Raw genomic sequence first — 15,933 nt, 5'->3', positions numbered from 1 at the left:
AATGGCAGGAGTAAAAGCCGCTGAGGTATCAGCAATTTTGAAAGAACAATTAGCAGGTTTTGAAGCTACCGCTTCCTTGGATGAAGTAGGTACCGTATTGCAAGTGGGTGATGGTATTGCCCGTGTGTACGGACTTTCCAACGCTCAATATGGTGAGCTTGTGGAGTTCGATGGCGGTATGGAAGGTATTGTTTTGAACTTGGAAGAAGATAATGTTGGTGTTGTATTGTTGGGCCCATCCAAAGAAGTTATGGAAGGCGCGACCGTAAAAAGAACGCAACGTATCGCATCTATCAATGTTGGTGAAGGAATTGTTGGCCGTGTGGTTGATACCCTTGGTAATCCAATTGATGGAAAAGGACCTATTGCTGGGGACACTTACGAAATGCCATTGGAGCGTAAAGCACCTGGGGTTATCTACCGTCAGCCGGTAAACGAGCCTTTGCAGACTGGAGTTAAGGCAATTGACGCTATGATTCCAATCGGTAGAGGTCAGCGTGAGTTGGTTATCGGTGACCGTCAAACGGGTAAGACTACCGTTTGTATCGATACCATCTTGAACCAAAAAGAATTTTTCGATGCTGGTGAACCAGTGTACTGTATATATGTAGCTGTAGGACAAAAAGCATCTACCGTTGCTGCCATAGCAAAGACTTTGGAAGAAAAAGGAGCTTTGGCCTATACGACCATTGTAGCAGCTAATGCATCTGACCCTGCTCCTATGCAGGTATATGCTCCTTTTGCTGGTGCAGCGATTGGAGAATACTTTAGGGATACAGGTCGTCCAGCCTTGATTATCTATGATGATTTATCAAAACAGGCGGTTGCATATCGTGAGGTATCACTTCTTTTAAGAAGACCTCCAGGACGTGAAGCATATCCTGGTGACGTTTTCTACTTGCACTCAAGATTATTGGAGCGTGCAGCTAAGGTTATTGCTGATGACGATATCGCAAAAAACATGAACGATTTACCAGATGCATTGAAGCCAATGGTAAAAGGAGGAGGTTCTTTAACCGCTCTTCCAATTATCGAAACACAGGCAGGTGACGTTTCTGCATATATCCCAACCAACGTAATTTCGATTACTGACGGACAGATATTCTTGGAGCAAGATTTGTTCAACCAAGGTGTACGTCCTGCGATTAACGTGGGTATCTCCGTATCTCGTGTAGGTGGTTCCGCCCAGGTAAAGTCCATGAGGAAAGTAGCAGGTACATTAAAACTGGATCAAGCGCAGTTCCGTGAATTGGAAGCATTTGCTAAGTTCGGTTCCGATTTGGATGCCGCTACGTTGAACGTTATCGAAAAAGGACGTAGAAACGTGGAAATCTTGAAGCAGGCGCAGAATGACCCATTTACCGTTGAAGATCAGATAGCCATCATTTTCGCTGGTTCCAAAAACTTGTTGAAGGATGTTCCTGTTGAGAAGGTAAAAGAATTTGAAACTGATTTTATCGAATTCTTGAATGCCAAGCACAGAGGTGTATTAGATACTTTGAAAGCTGGTAAGTTGACCGATGAGGTTACAGAAACCTTGACAGCAGTTTGTAAGGATCTTTCAGGAAAATATAGAGCTTAAGCCCAATAGATAAATGGCAAATCTAAAGGAAATACGAAACAGGATAGCCTCGGTATCTTCAACGATGCAGATTACCAGTGCCATGAAAATGGTATCTGCTGCAAAGTTGAAAAAGGCCCAGGATGCCATTACAGCGATGCGTCCTTATGCAAACAAACTTACCGAGTTATTGCAAAGTCTTAGCGCAAGTTTAGATGGTGATGCCGGAAGCAAGTTTGCCGATAACAGAGCGGTAAACAAGGTTTTGATTGTAGCCATTACTTCCAACCGTGGATTATGCGGCGCCTTTAATTCCAACATTATAAAACAATCCAACGCTTTATTGGATCAAACCTATGCAGGTAAGCAGGTGGATTTTATTGCGATTGGAAAGAAGGGAAATGACATCATTGGAAAAAAGAACAATGTTGTTGCCAACCATAGCGAAGTTTATGATGACTTGACCTTTGAAAATGTGGCCGTAATTGCCCAAGATTTGATGGACCACTTTACGGAAGGGAATTATGATAGAATTGAATTGGTCTATAATAAATTCAAGAATGCTGCTACACAAATTGTAATGACAGAGCAATTTTTACCTTTAGTTCCTGTTGAAGGGGATACTTCAGGTGCAGCTGATTACATTTTTGAGCCGTCTAAACCCGAAATCGTAGAGCAGTTGATTCCAAAGTCATTGAAGACACAATTGTACAAGGCGATTCGTGATTCCTTTGCCAGTGAGCACGGAGCACGTATGACAGCAATGCACAAAGCAACTGATAATGCTACTGAGCTTAGAGATCAGTTAAAACTGACATATAATAAAGCAAGACAAGCAGCTATTACTAATGAAATCCTGGAGATTGTTGGAGGTGCGGAAGCACTTAACAATTAGATTAAGCAAGGTCTTTTAATATAAAACGGTGCAATTCTTAAAGTTAGAGTTGCACCGTTTATTTTTTGTTCGGATTTTTAGGGAACAATGGGAGTGTAATTGAATTCTTATCAATGGGGAATTTTAATTGTTTCGTTATTTGCGTTTTGCTATTACTCTCTATTTTATTGGGTTCTTGTCTAAACTCGGTTTCTCATGATGAAAACGGGCAACCCAACATTGTATTGATTTTGGCAGATGATTTAGGTTGGTCAGACATAGGGGCCTATGGCGGGGAAATTTTGACTCCCAGCTTAGATCAATTGGCCAAAAACGGAATAAGATATACCCAATTCAGTAATACGTCAAAATGTTTTCCATCAAGGGCAGCATTGCTCACTGGCTTATATGCTCATCAAGTCGGATTTGCAAACACCCACACCAATCCTATTAAAAATGCTATAACCTTAGGCGAGGTATTAAAAACTGCCGGCTATAGAACATTATGGTCCGGTAAGCACCACGGTATTGAAAACCCTTTATCCAGAGGATTCGACAGATATTTTGGACTAGTGGATGGGGCTTCCAATCACTTCAATCCAGGAGAGCAAAGAGAAGGAGAGCCAATACCAGCACAAAAAAAACCTGATAGAACATGGTATATTGATTCTGTCATGCATCGCCCGTTCACTCCAAAGAAAGAGTTTTATACAACAGATGCTTTTACGGACCATGCCTTGGATTGGATGGAAATGTATAAAAACGAAGCCTCTCCGTTTTTTCTTTACCTAGCCTATACAGCTCCCCACGACCCTTTAATGGCGTGGCCGGAAGATATTGCAAAGTATCGCGGAAAGTACAAGGTAGGTTATGAAACGATTCGTAAGCAGAGAATTAGAAAACAAAAAGAAAAGGGGCTTTTAGATGATGCTTTTGGAATTTCCGATGCAGTCTTTGACCCATGGGATTCACTTTCTCCCGAAGAACAGGACAAAGAAGATTTACGTATGGCGGTCTATGCCGCCATGATTGATAGAATGGACCAAAATATTGGAAGAATTATCCAAAAACTGAAGGAACTGAACAAGCTGGAAAACACTGTAATCCTTTTTATGTCAGATAATGGTGCTTCGAGTGAGGTGGTCAACATATCAGGAAATGGTAAAATTGGAACCGTCGGTCATTGGGAATCGTTGGGGGAAAATTGGGCAAATGTGAGCAATACCCCTTTCAAATTTTATAAAAATTATAGCTATCAGGGAGGCATTGGAACCCCCTTGATTATTTCTTGGCCAAAGGGAATAAAGAATCCAAATACGGTAAATGAATCTGTTGGACATTTCATAGATGTATTACCTACTTTGATGGAAGTTGGTGGGGCATCCTATCCGGAAAAACACAATGGACAAACAGTTGAACCCTTTGAAGGAGTGAGTTTTTCTCCTACTTTTTTAGGACTGACCATTAAAAGGGAGAAGCCACTATATTGGAAATGGTCCGATGGTAAAGCCTTGCGTAAGGCAGATTGGAAAATTGTTGCTGAAGGAAAAGATGCTCCATGGGAGTTGTACAATCTTGCCAATGACCCAGCAGAGACCAAGAATGTAGCCGTCGAAAACCCGGGAGTGTTAAAGCAGTTGGATTCGCTGTACCATTTATGGGAGTTGACCCATGGGCAATATGAAATCAAGTCTTCAAATTGATTCAATCAGTGTGCGGTCGCGGTCCTTGCCTTGTGCAAGTCAATATAATGCTGGTTGAGTTCGTCCGAATCTTTATATTGTACACGTAGTTCCTCTAGTTTTTTATGAAGCTCTTTGACCACGTCGGCATAGGCGGGGTCATTATAAACATTATTCATTTCCTGAGGGTCTTTTTTACGGTCGTAGAGCTCCCATTCATCAACATCATAATAGAAATGGGCCAGTTTATAATCAACAGTCACAATACCATAATGCCTCATTACTTGGTGTTCCGCTGGGTATTCATAATAATGATAGTACACAGCATCTCTAGACCAATCATTCTCGTTCGAGGTCAAAAGGGGCATTAGACTCTCACCTTGCATGTCATCCGGAGTTTCAATTTGGGCTGCTTCTAAAAAGGTTTGCGCAAAATCCAGATTTTGAACCATTTCTTCGCTGGTGATACCAGGCTTTATCTTATTAGGCCAACGAATCAACAAGGGAGTCTTAAAAGATTCATCGTAAATAAAACGCTTGTCAAACCAGCCATGCTCCCCTAAATAAAACCCTTGATCCGAAGTGTAGACAACCATTGTATTTTCAGAAAGGCTATTTTCATCCATATATGCTAATAATCGGCCTATGTTGTCATCCACTGAGGAAATACAAGCTAAATAATCTTGCATATAGCGCTGGTATTTCCAAATCATTTTCTCCTCAGAAGTCATCGACGGCCAGTTTTCCTCAAAATCTTTGCTTATGGCATCCAAAAATGGTTTGTATTGCGCTTTTTGTTCGTTAGTGGCACGGCTGTACATATTATTGAATGCGTTTACCAAATCGGGTACTTTGGGTGTTACGCCTCCCATTTTGGCGATGGTTTCTGGCCATACTTTGGTGTCATAGGAATACTTCATATGGGTCAGTAAATTCATTTCTGCCGTCTTTGCAGCTGACCCCCTATTGCTGTAATCATCAAAGAGAGACTCAGGCAAAGGGAACTCTTTTCCATAAAATTCCTCGAATTTTTCAGGTGTTGGCCACCAGGGACGGTGAGGTGCTTTGTGCAAATACATCAACATAAAAGGCTTCTCTGGATTTCGCTTTTTATCAAGCCAGTTCAAGGTAACATCTGTAATGATATCCGTTGCATAGCCAGTTATAGTAGTGTCACCGTTTTGTGTAATGAAGTCTGGGTTGATATACTGCCCTTGACCAGGAAGAATCATAAAATCATCAACGCCTTTTGGGTTATTTCCAAAATGTAGTTTACCGAACATGGCGGTTTCGTACCCCGCTTTTTGAAACAACTGGGGAAAGGTTACCTGTGTAGTATCGAAAGGCATCAAATTATCAACTTTGCCATTGATATGGGTGTGCTTTCCTGTTAAAATAGTCGCTCGCGATGGTGCACAAATGGAATTGGTTACACACGCATTGGTGAATACAATTCCTTCTTTCCCGATTCGGTCAATGTTTGGGGTTTGAATCAAATGATCATTATAAGCACTGATAGCTTGATAGGCATGATCATCAGACATTATAAAAATAATATTGGGCTTTTCAATTGAAACAGTTTTGTGCTCTTTACGCTTTTCAGCACATGAGATTAGGGCAATCGTAAAAAGGATGGTAAAAAATGGTTTTGAAAAGATATTCATTGATTGAATTTTTTTAATGTTGAAAAGGTACAAATTGTTATGGAAATGATGCAACTAAAGGGTTTTCCGTAACTTGTGCGAACCTTATTGATGATTATATAACAAGAGTCTCCATTGAACCCTCTTAAACGGCTTTTTAAACAGACTTTCATCTATGGTTTGGCCACGGTTTTGCCACGGGTGTTATCTTTTCTTTTGTTGCCATTATATACGGCAATACTAGAAAGCGCAGCGGAATATGGGCAATACACTAATATTTATGCGTGGATTGCCATTTTCAATGTGTTTTTGGCCTATGGGATGGAGACCGCCTTTTTCCGATTTTTTCATAAAGGAGAAGACAAGAGAAAGATAATATCAACATCATTGATTTCATTATTAGGGTCCTCACTGTTGTTTTTGGTATTTGCACTATCAATCAAAGACACGCTGGCCAACATAACCAATATTAATGTGGATTACTTAAAATACACCACTTATATCTTGGTTTTGGATGCATTGGTCATTATTCCATTTGCATTGCTTAGGGCGCAGGAAAAACCAATGAAATATGCCGTTTTAAAAAGTGCCAATGTCGTCATAAACTTTTCATTGAACATATTCTTTTTGTTTCTTCTTCCCAAAATGGCACAGGAAAACAGTGAGGGATTTTATTCGGGCATTTACAAAGAAAACTGGGAAATCCATTACGTTTTGATTTCCAATATTATTGCTAGTGGAATCACCTTATTGTTGTTGCTGCCCACATATTTTAAGGTCACTTACAATTTCGATTTTGGAATCTGGAAACAGATGCTTAAATATGCTGGCCCCATTATGGTGGCGGGGGTAGCCTTTACTATTAATGAAGTTTTTGATAAAATTCTATTGACAGAGATGCTACCTGGTGAAGAGGGGGAAATAGCATCGGGGATTTATGGTGCTTGTTATAAACTAGCCCTTTTTATGACTTTGTTTGGAACAGCGTTTCGAATGGGAGTTGAACCTTTTTTCTTTAGTCATTCCAAAACTGAAAAACCTCAAAAAACGTATGCTCAAATTACCAATTACTTTGTAATCCTAGGGAGTATAATCTTGCTTGGAGTTGTGGTCTTTGTTGAGGTGTTGGGAAAACTATTTTTAAAAAAGGAAATCTATTGGGAAGGACTCGATGTTGTCCCAATCATTCTGTTGGGCAGTTTTTGTCTAGGGATATATCATAATCTGTCGGTTTGGTACAAAGTCACTGATCAAACCAAATATGGAGCCTATATTTCTTCTATAGGCGCTTTGATAACATTGGTCATCAACATCGGACTTATCCCTAAAATTGGATATACGGCTTCTGCGTTGGCTACTCTAGCCGCATATGGAAGCATGATGCTTCTCTCTTACTATTTTGGAAGAAAATACTATCCAGTACCTTATAATATGCGCAAGATTATCTTCTATATGTCCACTTCGGTCTTGTTTTCAGCGCTTTCCTTCTACGTATTTCACAGAAATTTAATAGCCGGTAGCATACTACTTTTCTTATTTTTGGGGTTAGTATATAAAATGGAAGGAGATAAATTAAAAGCCATATTTCTAAGACGTGAAAATTAAGATAATAAACAAGTCAAAACATCCATTGCCCCATTATGAAACTGCGGCTTCCGCAGGAATGGACTTAAGGGCAAATATTGATGAACCCATTACTTTAAAATCATTGGAAAGAACCATAGTGCCCACAGGACTTTTTATGGAACTGCCCATTGGTTATGAGGCTCAAGTAAGACCGAGAAGTGGCTTGGCCGCTAAAAAAGGAATTACTGTCTTAAATGCCCCTGGAACAGTGGATGCCGATTATAGAGGAGAAGTTGGGGTCATTTTGGTTAACCTATCTTCAGAAGATTTTATAATTGAAAATGGAGAGCGTGTTGCCCAAATGGTTATCGCCAAACATGAACGTGCGGAATGGGTTAAGGCCGAAGTTCTTTCAGATACCGACAGGGGGGCTGGTGGTTTCGGTAGCACTGGAGTGCAATAAAACTAAACACCAAATACGTTATACTAAAAAACTTATGAAAATTATAGTACCTATGGCGGGAAGAGGTTCCCGTTTAAGACCACATACATTGACAATTCCTAAGCCTTTGATTCCAGTTGCTGGAAAGCCAATTGTTCACAGATTGGTGAGTGACATAGCAAAGGTTTTGGGAGAACAAATTGAAGAGGTAGCCTTTATTTTGGGAGACCCTGCTTTTTTTGGAGATGATGTTGTCAACAGTCTTATACAATTGGCAGAAGGTTTGGGAGCCAAAGGCTCCATTTACAGACAAGATGAGCCTTTGGGTACAGGACATGCCATAATGAGTGCCAAAGATTCTTTGAGTGGTCCAGCGGTTATTGCCTATGCTGATACCCTTATTCGCGCTGATTTTGATTTGGACAAATCAGCTGATAGTGTTATTTGGGTAAAGCAAGTCGATAGGCCAGAAGCGTTTGGTGTGGTGAATCTAAACGATCAAAATGAAATCGTTGAATTGGTAGAAAAACCTAAGGAATTTGTTTCAGATTTGGCGGTAATCGGAATCTACTATTTTAAAGATGTCGGTGTTCTTAAGAACGAGTTGCAATATGTTCTGGATAATGATATCATAAATGGTGGGGAGTATCAGATAAATGATGGCATTAAACGCATGATGGACAAAGGCATGAAGTTTGTTCCAGGAAAAGTTGATGAATGGATGGATTGCGGAAATAAGAACGTAACTGTGGAAACCAATCAGCGTATGCTCGACTTTTTAGAAAAAGACGGTGAGGACTTGATTGCAAATTCTATAAAAACGGAGAATGCCAATATTGTTGAACCATGCTTCATAGGAGAAAATGTAATATTGAAAAACACCACCGTCGGTCCATACGTGTCAATAGGAGACAATACAGTATTGGAAAACTCAACGGTAAAAAATAGCTTGATACAAAGTAAGAGTAAAATTTCTAACGCCAATTTGGACAATGCCATGATAGGGAACCACGTGGTTTTTGATGGCAACTTTGAAGCTATTAGCATTGGGGATTATTCCGTGTTGGAATAATTGCCCTTTTTTCTCCAAAGGAGAAAACAGTATTTATATGAAGAGATTTGTAATTACATGTTTGTTTGTTTTTATATGTTTCTTTTGGGCTTACACCCAAGAGGAAGAACAAAGTGCTGAGGTCTTTTTGGAAGAATATACCGATGAGTTTCAAGAAAACTTTTTTGAAGCGCTAAAACAAAAGGGGATACAAAACTACGACCGTGCGGTTGAGCTGTTCTTGAAGTGCAAAAATTTGGACCCAATGAACAGTGTTGTGGATTATGAGCTGGCCAAAGCCTATTTTTTGGATAAACAATACGTACAAGCGCAAGAATATGCCATTGAAGCCTTAATTTCGGAACCAACGGATTTTTGGTATTTAGAGAGTTTAGTAAACATTCTGGAAAAAGAAGGAGTTCCTTTTGATGTGGTTAAACAAAGAATCCCATATCAAGAAAATAAACTTCGAGAGAACCTCGCAGTGGTTTATTTTAAAAAGAAAAAGTACCAAAACGCCCTTAGCGTGTTGAAGGAAATAGAAAATTCTGAGTTTGCTTCTGACTTGACAAACAAAATCAATGATTCATTGCAACAAACGAGCAAAAAATCTGTTTCCGCGCCTACGGAACCTTCCAATAATGAAGACCCAATAACCAAATATAAAAGTAAGATAGATACCCTATTATCAGAAAGTAACTATCAACAAATGGAAATCACAGCAAAGGAAGCATTGGACCTTTATCCGTTGCAGCCCTATTTCTATTTTGCATATGGAACGGCATTGAATCGAACTTCAAAATCAACGAAAGCAATTGAAGTTTTGGAAAGTGCTTTGGATTATTTGTTGGATGAAGATGTATTGGCTAACAAAATTTACAAGGAACTATCAAAAGCCTATACCGCAATTGGAAATACCTTGAAAGCGCAGGAATATTTGGGTAAAGTAAAACCAGGTTTATAATGAAAAAACAGAATTTTTATAGAGTGGCAAAACCAACTTTCTTGCTTTTGATGCTCATGGTTTTTGGATCCTGTAAGTCGACAAAGTCAATCACAGGGGGAGATGTAGACAACAAACTTTCCACAAAACGAATCATTGAAAACCACTATGCTAATCAAACTGATTTTAAGACATTGAGCGGTAGGGTGAAGATTGATTATAGAAACGGCGATAAGGATCAGGGTGTCAACGTAAGCCTTCGTATGGAGAAAGATAAAGTTATCTGGATCAGTGCACCTTTTGGAGTGGTAAAAGCGCATATAACACCGGAAAAAGTGTCTTTTTACAACAAGCTGCAAAATGAATACTTCGATGGTGATTTCAGTTATTTGAGTAACCTTTTGGGAACTGAGCTTGACTTTGAAAAGCTACAGAATCTGCTTTTGGGAGAGGCTGTTTTCGATTTGAGAAAAGGAAGGTATGCATCAGAAATCAATCAAAGTACATATCAGTTAAAACCAAAAAAGCAACGGGAGTTGTTCAAGATTTTATTTCAAATTGAACCAAGGAATTTTAAAATATCCGCTCAAGAAATCGCCCAACCAGATGAGAATCGCATGGTTGCCGCAAAATATACTTATCAGGATATTTCAGGAAAAGCGCTTCCAGATGAGGTAAATGTGGTGGCCATCGAAAATATGAAAGAGACTACAATCGGATTGAGTTTTAAAAATTTGGAATTGAACAGAACACTTAATTTTCCGTATAAAATTCCGAAAGGGTTTGATGAAATTATATTAAAGTAATATGCCGTTTAAGAATTCATCTTACACATACTTACTTATTCTTGTACTTCTTTTAGGGAACTCATTATTTGCACAGACAAGTGAGCAAAAGGCCTTGGAAGCCAAGCGTGCACGGCTTCAGAAAGAAATAAAGGAAATAAACCGCCTTCTTTTTGCAGAAAAAAAAGAAAAAGGAAATGTGTTGGATCAGATGGAGGCATTGGACCAAAAAATCAATGTTAGACAAGAGTTGATCAGGGTAACAAACCAACAATCCAATTTGCTCAATAGACAGATCAATGTCAATATCCGAAGCATAAGTAAGCTTCGTGAGGATTTGAAACTTTTAAAGGAAGATTATGCCAGACTGATTCAAAAATCATATCAAAATAAAACCCAGAATAACAGATTGATGTTCCTCCTATCCGCGGAGAACTTCTACCAAGCTTTTAAGCGACTTCAGTACATGGAGCAATACGCAAAGCACCGAAAAAAACAGGGAGAGGATATTACCAAAAAAACACAAGAACTTAGTGAATTGAACAAAGATTTGGTGGCTCAAAGAAAATCGAAAGAAAGGTTGTTGGCAGAAAACAAGCGGGTAAAAAATGAGCTTTCCCAAGAAATTAAGGTGCAGAAAGATTTGTTGACAAGTATTAGACAGAATGAATCAAAATACACTCAGGCTATAACCCAAAAACGGAGAGAAGCGCGCAAAATTGATCGGGAAATTGAACGTCTTATTAAAAGTGCTATTGCGAGCACCAATAAAAAAGCAGGAAAAAAGGGAAGCAGCACTAAATTTGTTTTGACTCCAGAAGCTAGGTTGGTCGCCAGCAATTTTTCGGCGAATAAAGGAAAGCTGATTTGGCCAGTGGAAAAAGGGATTAAAAGTCAAGGGTATGGCGTTTATGCAGATAAACTCTATCCAGGCATAAAGCATAGGAACAATGGAGTCACTATTGCTACTGATGAAGGAAGTCAGGCAAGAGCCATTTTTGAAGGCGAAGTAATAGCCATATTAAGTGTTCCTGGTGGGAGCAGAGGTGTACAGATTAAGCATGGTAATTACATAAGCACCTACTATAATCTTTCCAAACTCTATGTAAAAAAAGGAGATAAAGTAATTGCTAAAGAGGTGATTGGCGATATAAATACCAATCGGTTTGATGGCACTACAAAACTTAAGTTTTATCTTTATCAAGACTCCAATCGTCTAAATCCCGAGGATTGGATTTACCAGCTTTAGGGTATACAATTACTGTACAGTTTTATGAGGTAAATAAAGCCTTGAGTTCGGTTGCTTTATTTGGTTCCATCTTGCCCGCCAAAACCAAACTTAATTGCTTTCTTCTAAGCGCTGCAGCAAATCGTTCCTTTTCCAAATCAGTTTCGGGCTGCAAAGGAGGTACTTCTGTAGGTGTTCCGGTCTCGTCAACAGCAACAAAGGTATAAATGGCTTCATTGGCCTTTGTGCGCTCGCCTGTAAAACGATCTTCCATCCAAACGTCAATAAAGATTTCCATAGAAGTTCTAAAAGCTCTTGAGATAGAAGCTTCCACGGTAACCACACTCCCCAAAGGAACGGATCGGTTAAAGGCCACATGGTTGACCGAAGCAGTAACGGTAATTCTTCGGCTATGCCTTCTGGCCGCAATACTGGCCGCTCTATCCATTCGAGCCAACAGTTCTCCCCCGAAAAGATTGTTTAAGGGATTGGTTTCACTTGGCAATACCATATCGGTCATTACGGTACGTGATTCACTTGGAGTTTTCGCGCGCATAAACTTTAAATTTTGCGCAAAGATATTGAAGCGATGATAGGTTTAAAAGAAGGAAGGATTATTTCTCAGAAAGCATCCATGCGTCAGCAGATTCGGTTCGTTTGACCTTTCTTAAAAATTGAAGTGCCTCTTTGGGGTTTTCAAAGCTATCGTATGCAACTTGATGTAGACCAAACCTGTTGGTTCCCAAATAAAATGCATTATAGCCTTTGTCTTTTAACTGAGCCACTTTCTTTTCGGCATTTTGCTCAATTCTAAAGGCACCTGCTATGATGTGGTGTTTGCCAAGTTTTCTTTTGCTCACATTAAGGTTTATAGCAGGCAATTCCAACGGAGCACTTTCAAAAAAGGTAGCCTCTTGGATTAAACGAGAAACTTCTTGCTGCGCATCTTGCTGTACTGTAACCTGTTTCTGTTGCAATTCATCATAGGCACGATACGAGGTTGAACCCAAAGAAACTGCTAACAAAATCACAGCAGCATACTTTAACCAAGGCCTAAAAGAAGATTGTTCCCGTTTTTCAGGAGTAATGATGAATGGAATTTTTTCTTCAAGTTCCTCAACTTCTTCCTTCAATGTTTCACGTTGAATAGGAGTGGCAGTAAATGCGGAAAGTCCAAAAGAGGAGGTTAAAAAGTTGGTTTTGTTCTCAGGTCGAAACTGAATTTTTCGCTCATGGTTCAACCACAGTTTTCCAATACCAAAAAGCTCAATGTTTTCACCTTGGTCCAATCTTTCTTTCCATAATCTGGCAACGCTCTCCACTTCTTCCAAAAGCGCTTCATAACCAAGATGCTTTTCTTTGGCAATATGTGAAACCAACAAACCATCGTTTTTGGTAAGCTGCGCGTTAAAAGAAATGGACTTAGTGGGCGGAATCAATGTGTTGTTGACGGTATCGAGTTCTGCTGATTTGCCATGAGCCAAAAAAGCCCCAAATCCGGGAACGACCACACAATTGTAATCGAACAATAATTTTTCTATGTATGACTCGATTCGCATTGCCACAAATATTGTAAAAAAAGCAAGAGAACGAAATATGCTGGATAACTTTTTATTAACATTTGAATTTCTGTATTTTGTGAACAACTGTTATCCCAAATCGAAATGACTGAACCTGAAATTATTGCGGCACTACGGCTGCAAAACATTCCAAATATTGGTGATATTACCGCCAAAAAATTGATTGCCCACTGTGGAAGTCCAAGTGCAGTTTTTGAGGACAAAAAGCAACATCTTTTAAAAATCGATGGGATAGGTCAAATGACCTTAAAAGGATTGCATGATACTTGCTACAAAAGAACAGCGGAAGCAGAATTCGATTATATTCAGGAAAACAGTATATCACTTTCTTATTTTGAAGATGATGATTATCCACGATACTTGAAACATTGTATTGATGCTCCAATAATTATCTTTCATGAGGGCAACATAAACCTTCAGGAAAGAAAAATTATCAGCGTTGTTGGCACCCGAAACATCACCAGCTATGGCACATCATTTTGTGAGGCCTTTATCGAGGAGATTGCCCCCTTGGATCCAGTTATTGTAAGTGGATTTGCATACGGTGTCGATATAACCATCCAAAAATTGGCCATGGAAAACGGATTACAGACTGTTGGCTGTTTGGCACACGGACTCAATCAGATATATCCCAAGGCACATAAAAAGTATGTTTCAAAGGTTGTTAAAAATGGAGGTTTTATCACAGAATTCTGGAGCACAAGCAATCCAGACCGGGAGAATTTTTTGAGACGAAACCGAATTATTGCTGGAATCAGCGAGGCCACAATTGTAATTGAATCAGCGGAAAAGGGGGGCAGCTTGGTCACTGCAGATTTGGCACATAGCTATAACCGAGATGTCTTTGCCGTGCCAGGAAGGTCAACCGATAAGTTCAGCAAAGGATGCAATGACCTAATCAAAAGACAAAAGGCGCAGATGCTCACTTCAGCAGCCGAATTAATCTATCTTTTAGGATGGGAGTTGAATCAAAATAAAGCGAGTACACCAGTACAAAAAGAACTGTTTGTGGAATTGGACAAAACAGAACAGTCAATCTATTCGTACCTACAGATGAACGGTAAACAACTACTGGACACCGTTGCTTTGGAATGTAAATTGGCTATTCCCAAAACTTCTTCAACACTTTTAGGTATGGAAATGAAGGGTGTAATTAGGCCATTGCCAGGGAAATTGTTTGAAGCAATCTAAGCCATACAAAAAGAAGGACTCAGTAAGTGCTTTATTCAGGTTTTGGATTAACTTTAGGACTTATTGAAATGAAATGAAAAAATATATACAACTCCTGCTTTGTTTTTATGCGTGTGTGCATCAGGGTTTTGGGCAAAGTGAACTAGAATATACTAGTCCTTCCCAAGTAGGGATGAATGAAGCCTATATTGACCACAAGGTAGATTCTATAATGACCTTAGGCATAAAAGAACATGCTTTTCCTGGAGCGCAGGTCCTGGTGGCGAAGGACCACAAGGTGATTTTTCATAAGGCATATGGATACCATACGTACGATAGTGTTCAACCAGTTGGGTTGAATGATATTTACGACCTTGCCTCTGTAACGAAAATCACCGGCCCTTTACCGGCCCTAATGAAGCTAGTGGATGAAAAGAAGCTGGATTTGGATACTCCTTTTAGTAATTACTGGAAACCTTGGGCCAAAAGAAAAGACAAGAAAGACCTTACCCTTAGGCAAATTTTGAGCCATCAGGCAGGTTTGGTTCCCTATATCATCTTTTTGGAAAGGGTAATGAAAAATGGAAAAGTCAAAAAAAGATTTATTCGAAACAAGCCGAACAAGAAGTTTCAAACTAAGGTTTATGATGGTATTTATGTAAAAAACAATTTTTTGAAAAAAATGCATCGTTTGATAAATCGTTCAGAAGTTTCCGAAGAGAAAAAATATAGGTACTCTGGGCTTACCTTTCTCGTTTTTCCTGAACTCATAGCACAACTAACGGGTACAGATTATGAAACCTATATAACGGAAACCTTTTACAAACCCATGGGCGCGCGTACGTTAGGGTTTAATCCCTCGAAAAAAGGTTATTCAAACAAAATTGTACCAGCAGAATTGGACACCGTTTTCAGAAAGACAGTGGTGCAGGGTTGGGTTCATGATGAAAATGCTTCTTTGCGAGGCGGAGTTTCTGGAAATGCAGGCCTGTTTGCCACAGCTGATGATATGGCAAAAATTATGCTTTTCTATCAAAACTATGGAAAAGTTAAAGGCGAGCAGATTGTCTCCGAAGAAACGGTAAAGGAGTTCACCACAATTCAATATCCCGAAAATGAAAATCGCAGGGGATTGGGCTTTGATAAACCTTTGATAGGCAACGATACCTTGCAGTTAAAAGACGCTTATCCAGCTCCGTTGACAAGCCCAAAGAGCTTTGGACATTCTGGATTTACTGGTACTTTTGCATGGGCAGACCCAGAATACCAATTGGTATTTATTTTTCTTTCCAACAGGGTCTACCCTTCTAGGGAACATAGAAAACTATATCAATTGAACATTCGAACGGCATTGCAACAGGTTTTTTATGAGGCTATGCAAAACGATTCGGCACAAAATTGATTCCTA

The 15,933-nt window shown here is 39.5% G+C and carries 14 protein-coding genes; 11 read left to right on the top strand and 3 right to left on the bottom strand.

The genetic code is table 11. The annotated features are described in order from the left end of the window. Position 1 precedes the first annotated feature (1 nt). From atpA to E4661_RS14490, 3 genes are all read left to right on the top strand, one after another. On the top strand, positions 2 to 1,582 hold the full coding sequence (gene atpA / locus E4661_RS14500) for a F0F1 ATP synthase subunit alpha (RefSeq protein WP_136468180.1): 1,581 nt from the start codon (positions 2 to 4) through the stop codon (positions 1,580 to 1,582). A 13-nt stretch (positions 1,583 to 1,595) separates the two neighbouring features. After that, entirely contained in the window at positions 1,596 to 2,456 is an 861-nt protein-coding gene (gene atpG, locus E4661_RS14495; protein ID WP_136468179.1) for an ATP synthase F1 subunit gamma, read from the top strand. A 113-nt stretch (positions 2,457 to 2,569) separates the two neighbouring features. Beyond that, complete coding sequence (locus E4661_RS14490) at positions 2,570 to 4,138, top strand: arylsulfatase (protein ID WP_136468178.1); 1,569 nt, start codon at positions 2,570 to 2,572, stop codon at positions 4,136 to 4,138. Positions 4,139 to 4,143: 5 nt separating this feature from the next. Here E4661_RS14490 and E4661_RS14485 read toward each other — a convergent pair whose 3' ends face one another. Then, positions 4,144 to 5,781 (bottom strand): sulfatase family protein, encoded by a 1,638-nt coding sequence (locus tag E4661_RS14485; RefSeq protein WP_136468177.1) that lies wholly within the window; start codon positions 5,779 to 5,781, stop codon positions 4,144 to 4,146. Positions 5,782 to 5,895: 114 nt separating this feature from the next. On the opposite strand from E4661_RS14485, the gene E4661_RS14480 reads away from it, so the two are divergent. The 6 genes from E4661_RS14480 to E4661_RS14455 are packed head-to-tail and all read left to right on the top strand — an operon-like array spanning position 5,896 to position 11,796. Further along, the gene (locus E4661_RS14480) at positions 5,896 to 7,365 is read left to right on the top strand and encodes a lipopolysaccharide biosynthesis protein (RefSeq protein WP_136468176.1); all 1,470 of its coding nucleotides are present in this window, start codon (positions 5,896 to 5,898) and stop codon (positions 7,363 to 7,365) included. Continuing rightward, positions 7,355 to 7,789 (top strand): dUTP diphosphatase, encoded by a 435-nt coding sequence (gene dut, locus E4661_RS14475; protein ID WP_136468175.1) that lies wholly within the window; start codon positions 7,355 to 7,357, stop codon positions 7,787 to 7,789. The genes E4661_RS14480 and dut overlap by 11 nt, the downstream gene beginning before the upstream one ends. 34 nt (positions 7,790 to 7,823) lie before the next feature. Further along, positions 7,824 to 8,840, top strand: coding sequence for a sugar phosphate nucleotidyltransferase (locus tag E4661_RS14470; RefSeq protein ID WP_136468174.1), 1,017 nt, complete (start codon positions 7,824 to 7,826; stop codon positions 8,838 to 8,840). Positions 8,841 to 8,877: 37 nt separating this feature from the next. Then, positions 8,878 to 9,783, top strand: coding sequence for a tetratricopeptide repeat protein (locus E4661_RS14465; RefSeq protein ID WP_136468173.1), 906 nt, complete (start codon positions 8,878 to 8,880; stop codon positions 9,781 to 9,783). Then, positions 9,783 to 10,568, top strand: a complete 786-nt coding sequence (gene lolB1, locus E4661_RS14460) for a lipoprotein insertase outer membrane protein LolB1 (protein WP_240751490.1) — start codon at positions 9,783 to 9,785, stop codon at positions 10,566 to 10,568. Before E4661_RS14465 ends, lolB1 begins: the two co-directional genes overlap by 1 nt. Before the next feature lies 1 nt (position 10,569). Further along, positions 10,570 to 11,796: a murein hydrolase activator EnvC family protein gene (locus E4661_RS14455; protein ID WP_136468172.1), complete on the top strand. Its 1,227-nt coding sequence runs from the start codon at positions 10,570 to 10,572 to the stop codon at positions 11,794 to 11,796. A gap of 22 nt (positions 11,797 to 11,818) precedes the next feature. On the opposite strand, the gene E4661_RS14450 is transcribed toward E4661_RS14455, so the two are convergent. After that, positions 11,819 to 12,331: an acyl-CoA thioesterase gene (locus E4661_RS14450; RefSeq protein ID WP_136468171.1), complete on the bottom strand. Its 513-nt coding sequence runs from the start codon at positions 12,329 to 12,331 to the stop codon at positions 11,819 to 11,821. 58 nt (positions 12,332 to 12,389) lie between these two features. Next, positions 12,390 to 13,334 (bottom strand): HU domain-containing protein, encoded by a 945-nt coding sequence (locus E4661_RS14445; RefSeq protein ID WP_136468170.1) that lies wholly within the window; start codon positions 13,332 to 13,334, stop codon positions 12,390 to 12,392. Positions 13,335 to 13,439: 105 nt separating this feature from the next. On the opposite strand from E4661_RS14445, the gene dprA reads away from it, so the two are divergent. Together dprA and E4661_RS14435 are read left to right on the top strand one after the other, a co-directional pair. Then, on the top strand, positions 13,440 to 14,546 hold the full coding sequence (gene dprA / locus E4661_RS14440; protein WP_136468169.1) for a DNA-processing protein DprA: 1,107 nt from the start codon (positions 13,440 to 13,442) through the stop codon (positions 14,544 to 14,546). A 73-nt stretch (positions 14,547 to 14,619) separates the two neighbouring features. Then, complete coding sequence (locus tag E4661_RS14435) at positions 14,620 to 15,927, top strand: serine hydrolase domain-containing protein (protein WP_136468168.1); 1,308 nt, start codon at positions 14,620 to 14,622, stop codon at positions 15,925 to 15,927. Positions 15,928 to 15,933 lie beyond the last annotated feature (6 nt).

Source organism: Flagellimonas onchidii, assembly GCF_004804315.1.
GTDB lineage: Bacteria > Bacteroidota > Bacteroidia > Flavobacteriales > Flavobacteriaceae > Flagellimonas > Flagellimonas onchidii.
Note: the sequence above shows the minus strand (reverse complement) of the source record. Positions and strands in the feature narration are given on the sequence as shown.